The sequence below is a fragment of the Novosphingobium sp. G106 genome (assembly GCF_019075875.1).
Classification (GTDB): domain Bacteria; phylum Pseudomonadota; class Alphaproteobacteria; order Sphingomonadales; family Sphingomonadaceae; genus Novosphingobium.
Window position 1 is genome coordinate 52,571 of record NZ_JAHOOZ010000003.1, and the last position, 17,641, is coordinate 70,211.

The window sequence follows — 17,641 nt, forward strand, 5'->3', positions numbered from 1 at the left end:
TCAGTCCTCCTCGGCCGATTGGCCCTGGCCGGAACCGCCAAGGTCGATCGCAAGCAGGCCTGCACCGCCGCGCACGGCGATGCGGTCCCCCAGAGCAAGCCCGTCGCGGATCAGCCAGCCATCGGGCACGCTCACTGGGTCGCTGAGGGCGACCCGGAAAAAGCCCTTCGCGGTCTGGCGGTAGACCCACATCTGGCCCTGAAAGCGAACGATGGCATCGTGCGGGACCAGCAGCCCGGCGCGGGCCGGGCCGGCGGCGATTCTTGCGGTCAGGACCCGCCCGGTTAGCGACTGGCGTGCGATCGGCCCACGCAGCACCGCCAGCACGCCGGCGCTCTGTAGCCTCGCATCGGCAGCGCCCGCCGGTCCCAGCACCCGGACCATGCTAGTTGCGGGGCCTGCCGCTACACTGACTGTGGTGCCGGGAGCAAGATTGGCACTGGGAATGTCAATACGAACTAGCGCTGCTTCTCCGTGCGCGATTGCGCCGGCAAGCTGTCGAACCTGCGCGTTACCAAGGCGCAGGAGCCCCGGCCCGAATTCGATCCCGATGCGTTGGTGCGCGAGACGCACGCGAGCCATATCTCCTTGTGCCTGTGCGCGCGCCGCTTCGACCGATCGGCGCGACGCGCTGACATCTTGACGATTAAGGGCTTCGAGGCGCCTCGCTTCCGCGGTGGAAGTTGCTGCTGCTGACTCAGCAGTATCGATCTCGGCAATGATCGCCGCGAGCGGCGCGGCATCGAGGCCTTTGGCGAAGCCATCAAGCGTCGTAGCATCGCTCGACGAGGTCAGCGGAGCGACGACTATCCCAAGGCGGCGCTGTGTGTCGGCATCGATCGCAATCACGCCAACCGACTCGCCTGCGGTAGCCTGCCGCCCTGCCGGTTCAATCGTTACGGGCTTTGGGCTCGTACCCTGCCCGAGCAAGCCTGCGGCATAGAGCGTCAAAGCGAGCACGCTCGCGCCGCCCAGCGCCCAGGCCGGTCCTTGCAAACGGCTCATCGTGAATTTCCTTCAATCCAGGTTTCAGGGCCGCTCAAGGGGCGGCGCAAAGCGTCTTCGAGCGCGGCATTCGCCACCACCACCCGGGTGATAGCGTCGACTTCGGCCAGCCGGGCGATCAGCAGCCCGGCCTGCGCTACCGCCCAGTCGGTCCGATCAATCGCCCCCGCCGCGATCTCCCGATCGGCCTGCACGGCGAGCCGCTGCGCGATCGGCAAGTCGAGCTTGCGGACATCGGCCAGCGCGCGCCGCGCCGCGGTGATCTCCGCATAAGCCACATCGACGCTGCCCACGGCGGAGGCATAGGCCGCCTCGAGCGCGACCCCGGCCTCGCTGCGCCGCGCTTCGGCAGCGCGGATATTGCGCCGGTTGAGATCGAGTGGTGGCAGCACCAGCCCGACATTGAATGGCAGTTTTACCAGCCCCCGCTCCCAAGTGAAGCCAGGCCCCACGCTGATCGCCGGGTATTGCTTGGCTACCTCCCCACGAAGGTTGGCTTCGGCCTGGTCGTAGGTGATCATCGTCTTGAGCAGGTCGGCACGCGCCAGCAGGGCTCGACTGCGTTGCTGTGCAGTTGGCAGCAAGACGTGAACGTCCGCTCCAAACGCGCCGCCATCGGGCAGGCTTGCGGGCAGATTGGCCGCAGCAAGGCCTAATGCCTTGGCCACCTGCACCTTGCCAGCTTCGCGCATGGCTGTGGCGGCCGCATCGCGGCGGCGGGCATCTGCAAGGTCGCTGCGGGCGCGCTCCAACTCTGCGCGCGAGGCTTCGCCTGCACTTACCCTGCGATCCATCGCCTGCATCCGGCGTTCCTGCAGCGCAATGAGGTTGCTTGCCAATGTCAATTGACCCATCGCGGTCGAGACTTCGTCGAGCGCGCGCACCAGTCCCATCCGCGCGGACCAGATCGCTTCGGCCAGTTCGTAGCGCGCTATATTGACTGCAAGGTCCGCACTGTCGATCCGCGCCGTGCGTCGACCGCCGGTATCGAGTGGAATGTCGAGCGCCGCGCCAAACAGCCAGGGCGACGGGTCCGACGAGGCCTTGGCATATTCGGTCGACAGCGTGAGCGTCGGCCCTGCCGGAGCTCGCGCGGCCACGGCGGCGGCTTCGACGCTGTGAAGATGGGCGCGGGCTGCGGCGACATCCGGATTGTTCTCGATCAGCAGCGCGAAGAGCAGGAGCCGATCTGGTCGAGTGGGGTCGCAGGGTGCCGACGGCGCCAGTCGCTGGCAGGTCTGCACTGCAGCCGTCCACGACGCGCTACGCGTCGCGAACTGGTCGGCGATCTCTCCCAGCGGCTTCGGGGCAGGCGCATAGCTTACGCAGCTGCCCAGGCCGAGTATCAGCAGGACGCCGGTTATCTGGCGGGTGAGAACGCTGCGCGCATGCGCTCTATTGAATTTCGTCGGCGCGGCACCAGAGCTGCCGCGCACCGCGAACGAGGGTGCCATTGCGTGAATTCCTCAGGTTGAAACAACACCGGTGACGGCGTCGTTCAGCCCCGAGGAGGTCGAAACAGCTCTGACAGAATCTGATTGGGCGGAAGGATGAAATCCGCGATGGCCCAGGTGCCCGCTTCGGCCACAAACGCCGTTGCCTCTGCTTTCGCACAGCAAGGCAAACCAACTATGACTTGCTGTTGTGCTGTCGGCGCATGGTCGCGGTCAGGCGCGTGATCGAGCGTGTCGTCGAGGACATCGAATGCCGCACCCAGCCGCACAATCATGCTGTGGTTGCCCGCCTCGTAGGCCTCCGCAGCCACATGCCCCACCGAGTCTAGCGGTTGGTAAGACAGCAGCGTGATCGCCGCCAACGCGAGAAGCCACGACCCTAATCGGTCGAATACGCTTGGACGGCGAGGATGGCTGCGCGCACGGAACACGAAATAAGCATAGAGTGAACGCTTCGCGATGGAAATCCATTTGCGAGAGAGGGCATGTACATATCGCCAGCAAGCATCGGGATGCGAATCCTCTCAGGCGGCTCTCGCTGGCTATCAGCAAATGAAAAAGGTGAACTAGATGGCACAGCCAAACGCCAACATCGCAATTCCGCGGACGGTTATGGCGCTGGGCTTCGTCAGCCTGTTCATGGACCTGTCGTCCGAGATCATCCACGCGCTGTTGCCGATATTCTTGACCACGACACTTGGAGCAAGCGTCGTGGTCGTTGGCGTGATCGACGGTATCGCAGAGGCAACCGCCTCGATTTCAAAAATCTTTTCCGGCTATGTCTCGGACCGAATTGGACGCCGCAAGTCGCTTATCTTGATGGGGTATGGAATGGCGGCGCTTACAAAGCCGTTGTTTGCGATCGCACAGACCGCCGGCGTGGTGCTGGGCGCCCGGTTCGCTGACCGGATCGGAAAAGGAGTGCGCGGAGCTGCGCGCGATGCACTTGTCGCCGATGTTACGCCCGAAGAGATCCGAGGAAGGGCGTTCGGCCTAAGGCAGTCGATGGATACGATCGGAGCGTTCCTGGGACCGCTTCTGGCTATCGGCCTGATGGTGCTTTTCCAGGACGACATGCGCGCCGTGTTCTGGGTTGCCGTGATTCCAGCGGTAATTTCGGCGATGATCGTGCTGATCTGGGTTCGGGAGCCGGTGGACCATGGCGCGCAGGCCGCCCGCCCACCGTTGCGTCTGCGCGAAATAGGGGAACTCGAACAGGGCTTTTGGGGTGTGGTGGGTATCGGCGTGATCTTCACCCTATCCCGGTTCAGCGAAGCCTTCCTGATCCTCAAAGCTAAAGAGAGTGGACTTCCCATCGCGCTCGCGCCGCTCGTGCTGGTGGCGATGAACGTGATCTACTCATTGGGTGCCTATCCTGCCGGCATATTGTCTGACAGGATTTCGGCGAAAGTCTTGCTCAGATGGGGACTGCTAAACCTCATCTTGGCGGATGCCCTATTGGCATTCGGATCGGGCCTGCTGCCCATATTTGCCGGTATTGCATTTTGGGGAGCGCACATGGCGCTTACCCAAGGATTGCTTGCAAAGCTGGTTGCCGACTGGTCGCCCGAACGGTTACGCGGAACGGCATTCGGACTGTTTAACCTCGTCACCGGCGTCGCGATGCTCATCGCGAGTGTACTCGCCGGCGTATTGTGGGATTCGGTGGGCTCCTCCGGTACGTTCATCGCGGGCGGCGTATTCGGCTTGCTGGCGCTGGGCCTGTCTATGTTCAGAGCCCGAAGCGAGCAGGCATACTGATCGAGCTTAGGCCGGCCGTGCAGATTATTTGGGACCCAAGCTGTAAATCCGCCTTGCCGAACATTGCACCCAAGCGGCGCTCTCGATTCGAGGACAGACTCGCGCCTTGAGGGCAAATCGGATGTGCCACATGGCCTAGGGCGCAACTTCACCCCCGGCAATCATCATATTTTCTGGTTGCTACCTAGAGAGCTACCTAGCCTAATTTTCGCACACGCGCTGTCGAACGGGCGCTGTCGTAAGGTTTTGTGAAATATGGAGAATTTGGTGGACGCACTAGGGCTCGAACCTAGGACCCGCTGATTAAGAGTCAGATCATAGCGCTCACCGGCTTCCTCGATCGTCAGAAGTCCGCATCCACAGCTGCGACGACCTCAGCTTTGCGCCGCACGACCCATCGAACGGTGTTGGGCGATGGCAGTGTTGCCAGCGACAGCGGTTCGCCGAGTGGCCCGATTACGACCGATGGCTGATCGGCCCCCACCGAGTGGTCCGTGTTGATTGTTAGTGCATTGTTGCCTTGAGGGTCCCCCGGTTTCGCGTCCGGGTATTATGTGAGCTTCCGGCCCTCATCTGCCGGGGTTAACCCCGGCAGATGAGGCAAATTCGGCTGGCGTAAGCCAGCCCAGGGAGGTGTGAGGACGGCACTCGTTATAGTGCCGTCTCCAGGCTTCGATCAGGATACGGGCTTCGGCCAAGGTGTAGAAGATCTCGCCGTTGAGCAGTTCGTCGCGCATCGACCCGTTGAAGGACTCGCAGTAGCCGTTCTCCCATGGACTGCGGGTGTGATGTAGAGCGTCTTCACACCGATTTTCGCCAACCACTGCTGCACGGCCTTGGCGATAAATTCAGGGCCGTTGTCCGACCGTATATGCGCTGGTGGGCCGCGCGTGACGAACAGCTCGGCAAGGGCGGCCAGCACATCCTCGCTCCTGAGCCGCCGCGCCACCGGCAGTGCCAGGCATTCCCGGCTGGCTTCGTCGATGATCGACAGGATGCGGAACTTGCGTCCATCATGGGTGCGGCCCTCGACGAAGTCGTAGGACCACACGTGCCCGGGATACTCGGGTCGTAGCCGGATACACGATCCGTCATTCAGCCAGAGCCGTGAGCGCTTCGGCTGCTTTTGTGGCACCTTCAACCCCTCGCGTCGCCAGATGCGCTCGACCCGCTTGCGGTTCAAATGCCAGCCGGCATCGCGCAGCAAGATCGTTACACGCCGATAGCCGTACCGGCCATATTGGCGGGCGAGAGCGATAATGTCATAGGTCAAGGCAGCTTCGTCATCTGCCCCGCGCGGCGGTTTGCGCTGCGTCGATCGGTGTTGCCCGAGCACACGGCACACCCGCCGCTCGGACACCGGCATCATTGCCTTGATGTGATCGATGAAGCGTCGCCGCCGAGCGGGGCTCAGTAGTTTCCCCGCGCAGCCTCCTGCAGGATCAGCTTGTCCAGCGTCAGGTCCGACACTGCCTGCCGCAACCGGGCGTTCTCCCGCTCCAGGTCCTTCATCCGCCGCGCCTGGTCCATCTTCAGGCCACCATATTCCTTGCGCCAGCGGTAGTAGCTTTGTTCGGTGACGCCGATCCGGCGGCAGGCATCGGCCACCGTCCCGCCCTGCGCCAGCACGATCTCCGTTTCACGCAGCTTGCCAATGATCTCCTCGGGCTTGTGCTTGCGAGCCATTCCATTCCTCCTTCGTGGTCCAGACTATGATAGTCGATGGGCCACTCAGAAGGGGGCAGATCACTTTAGGCATTTGGTCGCGGATATGAGTTTTCGGACGGACGGGCCGAGCGCCGCCAGAAACCAAGCCTTTCATTGGCGAGGGATGGTTAACGCTGCGTGACGCAGCCATGGGAAAACTACGTGGCGCTCCGTCGTGTACAGGCTTTTGCCACGTTGAAGCATGCTCATGGGCTCAAGCCCGCGAGCCGCGTTCCAGATGCTCGACGTTGGTCAACAGGGAGGCCCTTGGTGCAATCATATGCGAGGGTTACCGGCTTTCGCGCCCACATCAAATTCCAGGCTATCGGGAACACTACTACCGGCCCCTGACGCCCGCGGGCGTCCGATGTTGCGATCGTTGATTTGCTTCAACGTTCTGTTGGTGATGTGATGGCTGTCGTCTCGCACGCTGCCTCCAAGTTTTTACCCCGAGTTCGCGCCGCCCCAGGTCGGCATCCAGACCGAAGCGCCCGGGCTATCGTTTGAGCAGGTCGAGTTGCTCGTCACACGGCCGATCGAGGCCGTTGTCGCCGGCCTTCCCGGCGTCCAGGCGGTCCGGTCGAACTCGATTCAGGGACTGTCGGCGATCACCCTGGTGTTCGCGCCGGGCAGCGACATCTATCTCGACCGGCAGCTCGCCTCCGAGCGACTGGCATCGGCGGCGCAGTCGCTTCCCCAGGGCGTTGCCGCCCCGACACTGACGCCGCTGACCACATCGACCGCGACGATCCTCGTCTTCGGGCTGACGTCGGAGCGGCAATCGCTGATGGCGCTCCACACCAGTGCGGAATGGACGATCCGCCGCAGCCTGCTCGCGGTGCCAGGCGTCGCCGACGCGGCCGTGTTCGGCGGCGAGACGCGCTCGATCCAAATCCAGCTCCATCCCGATCGATTGCTCCGCTACGGTGTTGCGACCAACGATGTGCTGGCGGCTGCCCGTAACGCGACCGGCCTGCGCGGTGCGGGCGTGATCGACACCAGGAATCAGCGGATCGTTCTGGCGAGCGACGGCCAGGTCCTTGACCCGCAGGGCCTTGCGCGCACGATCGTGTCGTCGTCGCCAACGGGCCGGGTGACGCTGGGCGACGTCGCCGATGTCGTCGAAGCGCCCCAACCACCAATCGGTGCCGCAGGCATCATGGGCAAGTCCGGGGTCATCATCACCGTCACCCAGCAATATGGCGCCGATACGCTGACCGTAACCAACGCGGTCGACGCCGCGCTGGCGGACCTCAAGCCGGCGCTGACAGCGCAGGGCATCGTGCTGCACGAGAACTTGTTCCGCCCCGCCAATTTCATCGGAACCGCGCTCTCGAACATCCAGCACTCGCTGCTGCTCGGCGGCATCCTGGTTGTCGTCGTCCTCTTCCTGTTCCTGTTCAACCTGCGCACCGCGGCGATCGCCTGCACCGCCATCCCGCTGTCGCTGCTGACAGCAACCTTGCTGCTGTATTCGGAATCACGCTCAACACGATGACGCTGGGCGGTCTCGCCATTGCGATCGGCGAGGTGGTCGACGATGCGGTCGTGCGCCACGAGGGCGCGCGCCGCGTCCAGACTGTGACCGCCAACGTCGCTGACAGCGATACCACTGGCCTTGTCGCGACAGCCAAGGCGCTGGTTGCCGCCAAGGTCACGCTTCCGGCCGGAACCTATGTCGCGTTCGCCGGAACCGCCCAAGGCCAGACGGACGCACGCCGAGAACTCCTGATCAACACGCTGATCGCGGCCGTTGGCATCGTCCTCCTGCTATTGGTCGTGACCCGAAACTGGCGCAATCTATTGCTGGTGCTCGCCAACCTCCCATTCGCAATGGTCGGCGGCGTGGTGGCGGTGCTGCTAACTGGCGGGCAATTATCGCTCGGTGCGCTGATCGGGTTCGTGACACTGGCCGGTATCACGCTACGCAACTCGATCATGATGATTTCGCACTTTGAGCATCTGGTTGCGATCGATGGCCGCGACTGGAACGCGGCCACGGCCATGGAAGGTGCGAGCGACCGGCTGGTGCCAATCGTCATGACATCCCTCGTCACCGCTCTCGGACTGCTCCCGCTCGCGATTGGCATGGGTGATCCCGGTCGCGAGGTCGAAGGGCCGATGGCGGTCGTGATCCTCGGCGGATTTGATGACCTCAATGGTGCTCAACCTGTTTGTCCTGCCGACGCTCGCGCTTGCGTTCGGGCGGTTTAGCAAGGCGTCACGGCATAGGGTGAGCTGAGGAACTGGTTTGTCGCTAATCCGACGGATTCGTTAATTTCGGTCCTGTTGGCTTCCGAAAATACCGACACCTTTACGAGCTTCGCTGCTAGCAAGCGGTCGGTCAGTTTAGCTCGTTCGACAATGTAAGTGTCCGCGATTGCGCCAACGCCCGCTCATGGAAGAAGCCGTCTTTCGGCGGCCTACGCCGACTTGGCTGCTCATAATGGTTTAAATTCAGCAGGTTGCGTCGACACCTCATCGCCCTGTCAAAACACAATCTGGCGCAGGTAAAGAACCAAATCAATGCTGAAATCGACTCGTGTTCGTGACAGCGGCTTAAGTGATTCATACTGCGACGAGGACCTTGGGATAGCCAGGGAGCTCCTACGGCTCCTTTGTCGAGGCTTCCTGGCAGCACACTATTAGCCGTCGGAAGCCTCAAACCGTCATGCCAATCGGCATTCTACCGTCAGATGCGCAAGCTCGTGAACGGACACTAGCCTGCTGCGAATAACCGCCCCCGTGACACCGCGATCGGCAACGACGCTGACAATGGCTGCATGGGCATCCGGCCCCACGCGCCAGACATGCAAATCCGCAATCCGGGCATCGCCGGGCGTCTCGACGAGCTCGCGCACCTCGTCAGCCACATGATCGTCTGTCCGGTCGAGCAGAACGGCGGCCGTGTCACGCATCAGGCTCCAGGACCAGCGCGCGATGACGACCGCGCCGACGATCCCCATTACCGGGTCCATCCAGACCCATCCAAGATAGCGGCCCGTGAGCAGCGCCGCGATGGCCAGAATCGAGGTTAGGGCGTCGGCAAGAACGTGGACATAGGCCGACCGCATATTGTTGTCGCCGCGATGAGCTGCATGCCCATGGTCATGATGTCCGTGATCATGGTGATCGTGCCCAAGCCCGCCCGAGAGCAGGAAGGCGCTAGCGATGTTCACCGCGAGCCCAACGATAGCGATGATAGTCGCTTCCCCGAACGCAACAGCAGTCGGCTGGAGCAGGCGGAGAACGGATTCAACCCCGATCCACAGCGCGATCAGGCCGAGCACCATCGCCGACGCGAATCCTGCTAGATCGCCAACCTTGCCCGTTCCGAAGCTGTAGGTTGGGCTGCGTGCGTGCCGCTTCGCGTAGGCATAGGCGGCCGCGGCAACCGACAATGCGCCCGCGTGCGTTGCCATGTGAAAGCCGTCGGCCAGAAGCGCCATCGAGCCTGTCGTATAGCCGGCAATTATCTCGCCAATCATCATCACCGTGGTGAGGAGTACCACCCAGCGCGTGCGGCGCGCATTCTCGTCGTGTGATGAGCCGAGAAACACGTGATTATGAGTGTGGCCGTCAATGTCGGGCAGCGTCGTCATGCTCATTCCTATTTCGCGTAGCGGCGGATCACCGCCAGCAATTCTTCGGCACCTTCAGCGCGTTCCTTATCCGTGAGGCCGGGCGCCGAAACATGAGCTTCCAGATGCTCGGCGATGATCTGATCCAAAAGGCCATTCACGGCGCCGCGCACTGCCGCCACTAGATGCAAAACCTCACTGCAACCTGCGTCCGACTGTAGCGCGCGCTCAACAGCGCCGACCTGACCCGCTATTCGGCGGACGCGCGCTACGAGATCGATATTGGTGTGGGAAAGGTGCCATAGGCATACCCCCTACCCCTATGGCGGGGGGCAGTAAAGAGGTGGCAGGTGCAAACAGCCAATATGGCAGTTATGTCGCTATTGGAACGTGGACCCCACGCGAGCAGGAATGAGGTGCGCCAGACAATCTGTGCGCTGGGTAGATCACCGCGATCTGCCTACGTTTCAAAACCAGAACCTTATGCCAGCCACAAAATTCGCCGTGTCAGAATCCTCGCCTGCAGCTCGCGCCAAGCTTGCAGTATCGCCGGTCTTCTTGGACCACTCGACCCCAATGTACGGCGCAAACTCCTTGCGCATCTCGTATCGCAGCCGCGCACCCAGGTCGAAGCTTGAAAGACCCAGACCATGCCGATCGCAGGTATGTCCTGCGCGGAGAAATTGAACTCGGCTCGCGGTTGAAAAATAAGCCGCTGTGTAATGCGCTCGTCATAGCTGCCTTCGAGGCGGGCTCGAAGATCGCCTTTGTCCGAAAGGAAAAGCTGCCCCGTCACATGGAACCAGTAGGGAGCGATCCCCTCGACACCGACGACGGCGTAGGTGCGCGATGTCATGTCGCAAGCCGACGTGCGCATTCCAGGACGGCGAAATAGCGCGCGAGTAGAGGAACAGGCTCGATCGATCCCGCGTCAGACCATGATGACGGCTGCAATCGTCGCCGCGGCTTTTTCCGCCTGGGCTTTGGCCTTGGTCCATTACGGCGGTGCGCGCGAGCACGGGCACCTAGGAATAGGAGCTGCTCATTCCCAGTTCGGATCGCAGCGTCGGGAAGGCGGCAAACTCGGTTCCCCGATCGAACGTGACCGACTGGCGCAGGGCACAGGGAAGGGGGCCGAGTTGTCCGCAGATCCCAGCCATGACGCCGGCTGAAGTTCGGCTCGGATTGCGCCAGAGTACGGCAAACCGGCTTTTCCGCTCAACCAGCGATGTGAGGTGGATTTGCCGTAGACCTGCCGGAACGCGACGAGATCGCCTTCCCAGTGGCCAAACTCGTCGCGGCGGGCAATTGCCATCGGGCGCTGACCAATGCTGTTGGTCAGCGGAATTTTCAGCCCATGGGGTTTCCGGCCGCCGCGGGGACGCCGGCGCCGGCGAGACCATGGCAGCAGCCGGTAGAGGTCCTGCTGCTTGCCTGCGGCGCCGTTGACATAGCGGTAGATCGTCTCGTGGCTCACCCGGAAGCCGCTATCTCCGGCCAAGCGCAATCGGCCGGCGATCTCTTCGGGCGACCAACAGCTCCGCAACCGATCGATCACGTAGTTCGCCAGCTCCGGATTCCGCTCGAGCTTACGCCCTGGAACGCGCCGGTCGCGCGCCAGCTTATGCGCAACGCTCGGAAAGTAGCCGCGAAAATACGCGTCCTCATCAAAGAAATAGTTCCGCCGCAGCTCGCGGTAAATCGTCGAAGGATGCCGGCCGAGCTCGGCAGCTATCTTCCGGACCGGAAGCTTGGCGGCCTTCATCCGAAAGAGCGCTTCGCGCTCGGGCAAGCGGAGCTGACGGTAGCAGTGCGACATGGGCGTTCCTCCGAGAATGGGGCCGGTGCCCCGAAAATCCTCGGAATTCGCGTTTCAAGATAGGATCCACCCGCTTACAGAAGGTGTTCCTGCAATTTAGAGAAGACACTATTTCCGCCAGATAGAGATGTCACGGCTCGATGCAGCAGGGGCTGTGCGTAGCCCTTCGGCATTGCGCAGCGCAGACCCTGCTGGTGCGCTGGTTTGGCGAGGATGCACCCCGGACCCGCTGCGCAGGCAGTGGGCTCCCTCAACAGCTCTCGAGCAGCCGCTGCGCCGCCTTGATCGGGGTGAGCCGGCGAAGGGGAGGGCGCCCGCGCTTGCGCTTCACCGGGGCTTCTTCCGCGGGCTCGGGCGAGGGGAACAGGTGACTGCCCTGCGAACGCCGGCACGGCTCGTTGTTGTTGCGTTTGCGCGGCGGCAGCAGCTCCTGCATCGCTTTCGCCATCGCCAGCGCCGCATCGAGGTGCTTGTTGTCGACGATCGCCGCCTGGTTCACCTGGCCGATCTTGTCGAACATCCGGTAGGGAAGGGCATGCGTCCCATGCCGGATCTCGAGCCGGCCATCGGGATACTCGCAAACCTCGACCCGCTTGCCCACCAGCGGCCGGCTGATCTCGGTCGGATCGAGAATGAACAGCGCCTTGTTGTAGTGCAGCGTCAGCGCCGCGGTCACCGTGCGATGCTCGCGCCAGACCATCTCGGCACGTAGATCATCGTGCAGGGCGAGGGGGCGATGCAGGTCGCGCGGATCGAACGGCGCCTTGGCAAAGCGCGCGTTGTGACGCGCCATGTAGCCGGGCAGGAACGCGTTGGCCTCGGCGATCGTCGCGATGCCCTCGAGCCGCATCGCCTTGACCAGGCGGTCTTGCAGCGTGCCGTTCGCCCGCTCGACCCGGCCCTTGGCCTGCGGGGAGTGCGCGCAGATGATCTCGATGGCGAGCGCCTCGAGCGCCCGCCCGAAGTGGGTCATCCCGTCGCCCTTGGCCGAGGCGGTGTTGTTGCGGAACACCGAGTGCTTGTCCGAGTAGAACGCCACCGGCTTGCCATGCCGCTCGATATACTCGCGCGTCGCCTCCATATAGGCGAAAGTACTCTCGCTCTCGACAATCTTCAGGTGCATGAGCTCGCTGGTCGCATCGTCGATGAAGACGAGCAGCGTGCACTGCGGCCCGCGATCCTCGAACCACCAGTGCTTCGAGCCATCGATCTGGATCAGCTCGCCGCGACAATCCCGCCGGTAACGCGGCTGATAGGGACGCGGCCGGCGAGCTTCGCGGTCCTTCCACATGCCGGCATGGATCATCCACTTGCGCAACGTCTCGTGCGAAAGGGTGATGCCGTGCCGTTCGGCGAGGTACTCGCTGATCAGCGTCGGCCCGAAATCGTGATAGTGCTCGCGCACCAGGTCAAGCACCTGGAGCCGGAACGCATCGCCGAAATCCCGGTTGCTCCGCCGTCCGCGCTTCCAGGAAATCAGCGCCTCGGGACCGTCGGCGCGCAGCCGATCGAGCAGCCGGTAAACCTGGCGACGACACACGCCGAGCAACATCGCGGCGTCTTCGATCCGCAGTTCGCCGCGCTCGAAACGACGCAGCGTATCGTATCGTGAAAGCTCGCCATGGCTCATCGCCACCACCGACATAAGCGCGTCCTCCCAGCCAGGAGGAGGACCATGCCACCGGGACCGCGAGACGTCCCAGCGTTGTGACATCTCTAAATTGCGGGGTGTGACATCTCTAAGTTGCGCTTACAGAAGGTCAGATTGATAACAAAGATTATGTTAAATATCATAAACTTAGGGCCTGCTTCTGGCCGCTATTTATCGAGATGCTGCACCGCCGCCAAATCCTCCGCTGAGGCCTGAACAACCTCCAGGGCAACGTTCGCGATCTCGGCCGCGGTGATCTGCAGTTGGCTGATCGGCGTCGCTTCGGTTTCAAGTCGAACTAAGCCTGCATCAGAGATGCGAACCAAGAAGCGGTCGACGTCGTTGAGGACCACGAGCTTGATCGACTGGTCGCCATCAAGCGCGATCTGCTGGACAGTACCTTCGTAAGCGACGGAGATTCCATCGTGGCTGGTTTTGGTCAGCACGTAGGCGACGACGAATGAATCACCTCGTTTGACTGCCGCTACCGCGGGCGCGAGCCAACCAAAAGTAATGGGATCCGCCTTTGCGTGAACGGCTTCGCGCCTCGATATCCAATGTGCAAAGACGCCAGTGGATGCACCGATGAGCAACATAGAGAACAGCCAGACTTCGAAGGCCAAGTCTGGCACCGCGCTCGCCCCAGCTGTGCCTCGGAGTAATGCCCTGTAGATATTCGGATCGAACCCTGTGACGAAGCACCAGTCGGTTATGCGGCACCAGACGCCCTGTACGGCAAAAAATGCGGTTCCGAGCAGGTGCCCGAACAATGTACCGAACACGATCATGAACAGGGTAAAGGTTGAATTCGGCTCGTCTGGAGCCGGACTCAGGAAATCCGTCCACTGGCCCACCCGCCATCCCGCCCAGAAGCAAAATCCGGGAAAGAGAAGCAGCAGTGCGAGAAAGAGCGAGTAGCTGAATGCCAAAGCGGACTATGCTCTCGCAGGGCGCATCGGCTGTCTTGGAGCGGGGACATTCTCCGTATCCTGAGTTTCAACGACATAAACGCCGTTCTCGACCCGCGCCGCATTGCGGACGGCTTGCCAGGTGCCAAAGCGCCCTTTCACCCTTCGGGCAAGCCTCAACGATTTGGCGGTGTTCAAGCGCATGTCACTGTCTCCACCGCCAATGTAGCGCTCCTGCTGAAAACATCCAAGCCCCGCCCATACCTCCTCTTGCCCACTTACCATCCCGCAGGCACGGCCATCTTGCGCAAAGCGCGAACACGGAATATATCTCCCTAGCTCGGGAGATATTAGCATGCTTGATGAGTTCACTACACGCGAAGCGGCCGTCCTGGCCGATGTTCCTATCCGCGTCATCGACAAGGCGGTCGAAGAGAATGTGCTCACAGGCATTCGCAGCATCACGTACCGCGGCAAGAAGCGTCGCATGCTGCCGCTTCATGCAGTTCCCTATGCCGCGATCGTGAAGCGGCTGCCGCTGACGCTCGGCTTGGCTGAAAAACGAAAGCTCGCACGCGAGCTCGCGGCGCGTCCCACTGCGAACATGACCAGTGATCCGCTGGAGATCGCACCGGCAGTGTCCGTCGATATCGCTCGTCTGATTGGAGCCGATATGGCCGAACGGGCGTCCGGTTACGCCGCATCGCGTGATGCAAACATCGAAGAGAACCCTGACGTTTTGGGCGGCACACCTGTAATCAAGGGCACTCGGCTTAGCGTTTACGCACTGTTGGGCCGGATTGACGGTGGAGACACCATAGATGCGGTGATGGAGGATTATCCCCATCTGGACCGCGAGGCGATCGGGACAGCCGTCCTATATGCGCGCAGCCATCCGCTCGTTGGGCGTCCAGGCGGGAAGCCTTGGAAAACTGCCGCTTGAGACTGTTTATCGATGAGTGCCTGTCTCCTCTTCTCGCACACAAACTCAACGAGACGGGGGACCACGATGCCATGCATCCACGCGATTATGGTCGCCTAGGCGAGCGCGATGACGAGGTGCTCGCACGCTGCCTCGACGAAGACCGTGTCATCGTCACGGAGAACGCGGTCGACTTTCGAAAGCTTGTGGCTCGTCAGGAAATTCATCCAGGGCTGATTGTTCTACCGAGCGTCGCACGTGATGCGTCACTGGCCCTCCTCAACGCGGCGATATTGTATCTTGAGAGCCTTGGTGAACCTGGCGACGTTATGGTCAATCATGCTCTGGAAGTCGACGCCGCAGGAACGTTCCGCCTTTATGCGCTCCCATAGCTACCCTTTTCGTCGAGCCAATCTTCGAGCGCCTTCCCTGGCGCGTTGCCTTGCTTCATTAATTACGTCACGTCAGTCAAATGAGCAATTTTCTGTAATTTTTCTACTTTGATGTGATCATAAGTTATGCCAGCTTCCTCCGATAATATGGGAGGGCGACCAAGTGTATCAACGCATCCTACTTGCCTACAATGGCTTCGCCGACAGCACGTTTGCTGCCCGGCACGCAGCGGAACTAGCGAGGTTCACAGGCGCCCACCTCCATATTTTAGGCCTTACCGCGACTGCCAAAGCCATTGAGCTGGCAGAAGCTGGGGGAACAAACGAGCTTCTCGAAAGGCAACGAAGCACGATTGCCCAAACAGTCGATGCGGCGGCGGAGGTGCTCACAGGGCGCGGAATGAACGTCACAACCGCCTTCAGAGAGGGCGATCCAGCCACCGAGATCGTGACATATGCCATTCGGATCGACGCAGATCTTTGTGTCATCGCCCACGCTGACAAGCGTTCTTTGGCACGATGGATCCAGTCTTCGGCCGGCATTCGCCTGCTCGCCCACCTGCCATGCAACCTACTCATTCCGCGATCAGGATAGCCGGAAGCAGACCGGTCATCAGAAACGCTGCAAGCGTTCGTATTTATCGCGATAGTGCTGCAAGCGGGTAATCCTGAGGCCGTCCAGGCCCGAGCGCTCGACGCCGCGTTGCCACGAAGCAAACTCCTCTAGTGTCAGGTTATACCACTGGCAGGCTTCGTCGATTGTCAGAAGCCCGCCGTCCACCGCAGCGACGACCTCCGCTTTGCGGCGCACTACCCATCGAGCTGTATTAGGCGGCGGAAGAGTTGCTAGCGATAGCGGTTCGCCGAGCGGACCGATAACGACCGATGGGCGAATTTTCTGATTTTCGCGCATGGCATCCTCCCCGGCAGGAGCGGACAGATAGGCCAAGCTGTATTAAGGCGAGGTTAGAGAGGTGCGTCGGCATCGCTCCCTCGCCGTTCAGGCAAACGAAGACTGGAACGCAATCGTGATGCTGGTTCCTATTGTGTCCGAAATCCGTCTACATATTTCGGACAGCTAAAGCGGCGCAATTTGGGGAAAGTTGGATGTCCGACGGGCCGAACATCACCATGACGGGAGACGGTTCCCGCCGCCAGATGGACATGGATCCAGCCACCGAACTCGAAGCATGCCCCTTCTGTGCCTCAACCAACGTGGGTTTCTACGAGCACGTCTACGCCCAGCTCTTTGCCGTGATGTGCAAGCTATGCGGCGCCGAAGGACCGCGCCGCGCTTCGCACGAAGAGGCGGTTAAACTGTGGAACCGGCGGACAAGGATCTGAACATCGGCCAGAGGCCTGCGCGCTATGCGCGCGCAGCTCCACCTGCTAGAATTCTGAGGATGACCGCGGAGAGTCGATACGCTGGCGTCAGTGCCTTCGAGCGGCTGGAAGCAGCGGGCCTCCGAGCGGATTTTGACGCTGCAGCCCATTCACGTAGTCGCAGCGAGATGGTTCGGCTGCTCGGCGAAGTCGAATGGGCGGAGGCGACTTGGTTTGTCGACACGATCATCACAAATCCAAGGCGCTACGGGTACTAGGGCGCTAGCCCAGTACCCACTTTGGCCGATCACGGCTCGCCAGAAAATGGCTGAATTCCTCATATTCCTGCTTTTGAATGGCCTAAACTGGCCGATGTCATGGCCGATGTTCAGGTCGCGCTGCTAAAAGGGCGAAGGTCACTTTCGCCGCAATTCGCTGGCACCATCGTGGTCTCGTCGCGTCCAGCGACCGCCACGTAGAAAACCGGTATTCCCACACGGCCTTGTGGCCACTAGTGCGCCAAGCCTGGTGCGCAGGTATAACAAGGATAAGTCGCATGTCGGACGCCATCGAAGCCGAAAATACTCTTATCACGCTGACCGCCGACATCGTCGCGGCCCACGTTCAAAACAACAACGTCGCCGTTGCCGACCTTCCCCGCCTGATAGAGAACGTACATGGCGCATTGGCGGGTCTGGGCGTCGCGAAGACGCCGGCGGCGGAGCCGCTCGTTCCGGCCGTCTCGATTCGTGCTTCGGTCAAGCCCGACCACATCGTCTGCCTTGAAGATGGTAAGAAACTCAAGATGCTCAAGCGCCATCTGATGACCCGCTATCAGATGACCCCGGCGGACTATCGCGCAAAATGGAACCTTCCCGCCGACTACCCCATGGTCGCGCCCGACTATGCCGAGAAGCGAAGCACCCTCGCGAAAAGCATCGGTCTGGGCCGCAAGCCGGGCCAAAAGCCGACCACGGCGAAGGCGCCTGCCTCGCCCAAAGCCGCGGCTGTAGCCAAGGCAGCTGACGCCGGCTGAATGGAAACGGGCCCGTGCGGCACGACCATACATGCCTGACGCGAAGGTTGAGATTCTGACTGATTTCAACTATCAAGATCGC

General features: G+C 61.6%; 18 protein-coding genes, 1 tRNA gene and 2 pseudogenes. 8 read left to right on the forward strand and 13 right to left on the reverse strand.

What is annotated here, in order from left to right; genetic code table 11:
- Genes KRR38_RS32290 through KRR38_RS32300 form a run of 3 tightly spaced genes read right to left on the reverse strand, consistent with a single transcriptional unit; the run spans position 1 to position 2,821 of the window.
- Positions 1-1,005, reverse strand: a complete 1,005-nt coding sequence (locus KRR38_RS32290; protein ID WP_217407917.1) for a hypothetical protein — start codon at positions 1,003-1,005, stop codon at positions 1-3.
- Positions 1,002-2,459, reverse strand: a complete 1,458-nt coding sequence (locus KRR38_RS32295) for a TolC family protein (RefSeq protein ID WP_217407918.1) — start codon at positions 2,457-2,459, stop codon at positions 1,002-1,004. The genes KRR38_RS32290 and KRR38_RS32295 overlap by 4 nt, the downstream gene beginning before the upstream one ends.
- A gap of 44 nt (positions 2,460-2,503) precedes the next feature.
- Positions 2,504-2,821 (reverse strand): hypothetical protein, encoded by a 318-nt coding sequence (locus KRR38_RS32300; protein WP_217407919.1) that lies wholly within the window; start codon positions 2,819-2,821, stop codon positions 2,504-2,506.
- Between the two features lie 208 nt (positions 2,822-3,029).
- Here KRR38_RS32300 and KRR38_RS32305 point away from each other — a divergent pair, with 208 nt between their 5' ends.
- Positions 3,030-4,220 (forward strand): MFS transporter, encoded by a 1,191-nt coding sequence (locus KRR38_RS32305; RefSeq protein ID WP_217407920.1) that lies wholly within the window; start codon positions 3,030-3,032, stop codon positions 4,218-4,220.
- A 265-nt stretch (positions 4,221-4,485) separates the two neighbouring features.
- Here the strand turns inward: KRR38_RS32305 and KRR38_RS32310 are convergent.
- The 3 genes and pseudogenes from KRR38_RS32310 to KRR38_RS32320 form a co-directional block, all read right to left on the reverse strand.
- A tRNA-Lys gene (locus tag KRR38_RS32310) sits at positions 4,486-4,579 on the reverse strand.
- Entirely contained in the window at positions 4,564-4,704 is a 141-nt protein-coding gene (locus tag KRR38_RS38035) for a DUF1153 domain-containing protein (protein ID WP_217407921.1), read from the reverse strand. The genes KRR38_RS32310 and KRR38_RS38035 overlap by 16 nt, the downstream gene beginning before the upstream one ends.
- 85 nt (positions 4,705-4,789) lie before the next feature.
- Positions 4,790-5,906 (reverse strand): annotated as a pseudogene (locus KRR38_RS32320) (IS3 family transposase).
- 436 nt (positions 5,907-6,342) lie between these two features.
- On the opposite strand from KRR38_RS32320, the gene KRR38_RS32325 reads away from it, so the two are divergent.
- Positions 6,343-7,425, forward strand: a complete 1,083-nt coding sequence (locus tag KRR38_RS32325; protein WP_217408113.1) for an efflux RND transporter permease subunit — start codon at positions 6,343-6,345, stop codon at positions 7,423-7,425.
- Positions 7,422-8,141: an efflux RND transporter permease subunit gene (locus KRR38_RS32330; protein ID WP_217407922.1), complete on the forward strand. Its 720-nt coding sequence runs from the start codon at positions 7,422-7,424 to the stop codon at positions 8,139-8,141. The genes KRR38_RS32325 and KRR38_RS32330 overlap by 4 nt, the downstream gene beginning before the upstream one ends.
- Before the next feature lie 455 nt (positions 8,142-8,596).
- On the opposite strand, the gene dmeF is transcribed toward KRR38_RS32330, so the two are convergent.
- The 6 genes and pseudogenes from dmeF to KRR38_RS32360 all read right to left on the reverse strand — a co-directional run bounded on the left by dmeF (position 8,597) and on the right by KRR38_RS32360 (position 13,907).
- Positions 8,597-9,529 (reverse strand): CDF family Co(II)/Ni(II) efflux transporter DmeF, encoded by a 933-nt coding sequence (gene dmeF / locus KRR38_RS32335; RefSeq protein WP_217407923.1) that lies wholly within the window; start codon positions 9,527-9,529, stop codon positions 8,597-8,599.
- Positions 9,530-9,537: 8 nt separating this feature from the next.
- The gene (locus KRR38_RS32340) at positions 9,538-9,789 is read right to left on the reverse strand and encodes a metal/formaldehyde-sensitive transcriptional repressor (protein WP_217408114.1); all 252 of its coding nucleotides are present in this window, start codon (positions 9,787-9,789) and stop codon (positions 9,538-9,540) included.
- Between the two features lie 186 nt (positions 9,790-9,975).
- Positions 9,976-10,416 (reverse strand): annotated as a pseudogene (locus KRR38_RS32345) (copper resistance protein B); the annotation flags it as partial.
- A 134-nt stretch (positions 10,417-10,550) separates the two neighbouring features.
- Positions 10,551-11,327, reverse strand: coding sequence for an IS30 family transposase (locus KRR38_RS32350; protein ID WP_217407924.1), 777 nt, complete (start codon positions 11,325-11,327; stop codon positions 10,551-10,553).
- 250 nt (positions 11,328-11,577) lie between these two features.
- A complete protein-coding gene (locus KRR38_RS32355) occupies positions 11,578-12,972 on the reverse strand; it encodes an ISNCY family transposase (protein WP_217407925.1) in 1,395 nt (464 codons plus the stop codon).
- A 173-nt stretch (positions 12,973-13,145) separates the two neighbouring features.
- Entirely contained in the window at positions 13,146-13,907 is a 762-nt protein-coding gene (locus KRR38_RS32360) for a hypothetical protein (RefSeq protein WP_217407926.1), read from the reverse strand.
- A 334-nt stretch (positions 13,908-14,241) separates the two neighbouring features.
- On the opposite strand from KRR38_RS32360, the gene KRR38_RS32365 reads away from it, so the two are divergent.
- The 3 genes from KRR38_RS32365 (at position 14,242) to KRR38_RS32375 (ending at position 15,795) form a co-directional block, all read left to right on the forward strand.
- Positions 14,242-14,829: a DUF433 domain-containing protein gene (locus KRR38_RS32365; RefSeq protein ID WP_217407927.1), complete on the forward strand. Its 588-nt coding sequence runs from the start codon at positions 14,242-14,244 to the stop codon at positions 14,827-14,829.
- On the forward strand, positions 14,826-15,200 hold the full coding sequence (locus KRR38_RS32370) for a DUF5615 family PIN-like protein (protein ID WP_217407928.1): 375 nt from the start codon (positions 14,826-14,828) through the stop codon (positions 15,198-15,200). Before KRR38_RS32365 ends, KRR38_RS32370 begins: the two co-directional genes overlap by 4 nt.
- Before the next feature lie 163 nt (positions 15,201-15,363).
- A complete protein-coding gene (locus KRR38_RS32375; RefSeq protein ID WP_217407929.1) occupies positions 15,364-15,795 on the forward strand; it encodes a universal stress protein in 432 nt (143 codons plus the stop codon).
- Positions 15,796-15,813: 18 nt separating this feature from the next.
- Here KRR38_RS32375 and KRR38_RS32380 read toward each other — a convergent pair whose 3' ends face one another.
- The gene (locus KRR38_RS32380; protein WP_217407930.1) at positions 15,814-16,113 is read right to left on the reverse strand and encodes a DUF1153 domain-containing protein; all 300 of its coding nucleotides are present in this window, start codon (positions 16,111-16,113) and stop codon (positions 15,814-15,816) included.
- 194 nt (positions 16,114-16,307) lie between these two features.
- On the opposite strand from KRR38_RS32380, the gene KRR38_RS32385 reads away from it, so the two are divergent.
- On the forward strand, positions 16,308-16,544 hold the full coding sequence (locus KRR38_RS32385; protein ID WP_217407931.1) for a Lar family restriction alleviation protein: 237 nt from the start codon (positions 16,308-16,310) through the stop codon (positions 16,542-16,544).
- A 535-nt stretch (positions 16,545-17,079) separates the two neighbouring features.
- Positions 17,080-17,559: a MucR family transcriptional regulator gene (locus KRR38_RS32390; RefSeq protein ID WP_217407932.1), complete on the forward strand. Its 480-nt coding sequence runs from the start codon at positions 17,080-17,082 to the stop codon at positions 17,557-17,559.
- The last annotated feature ends 82 nt before the right edge of the window (positions 17,560-17,641 follow it).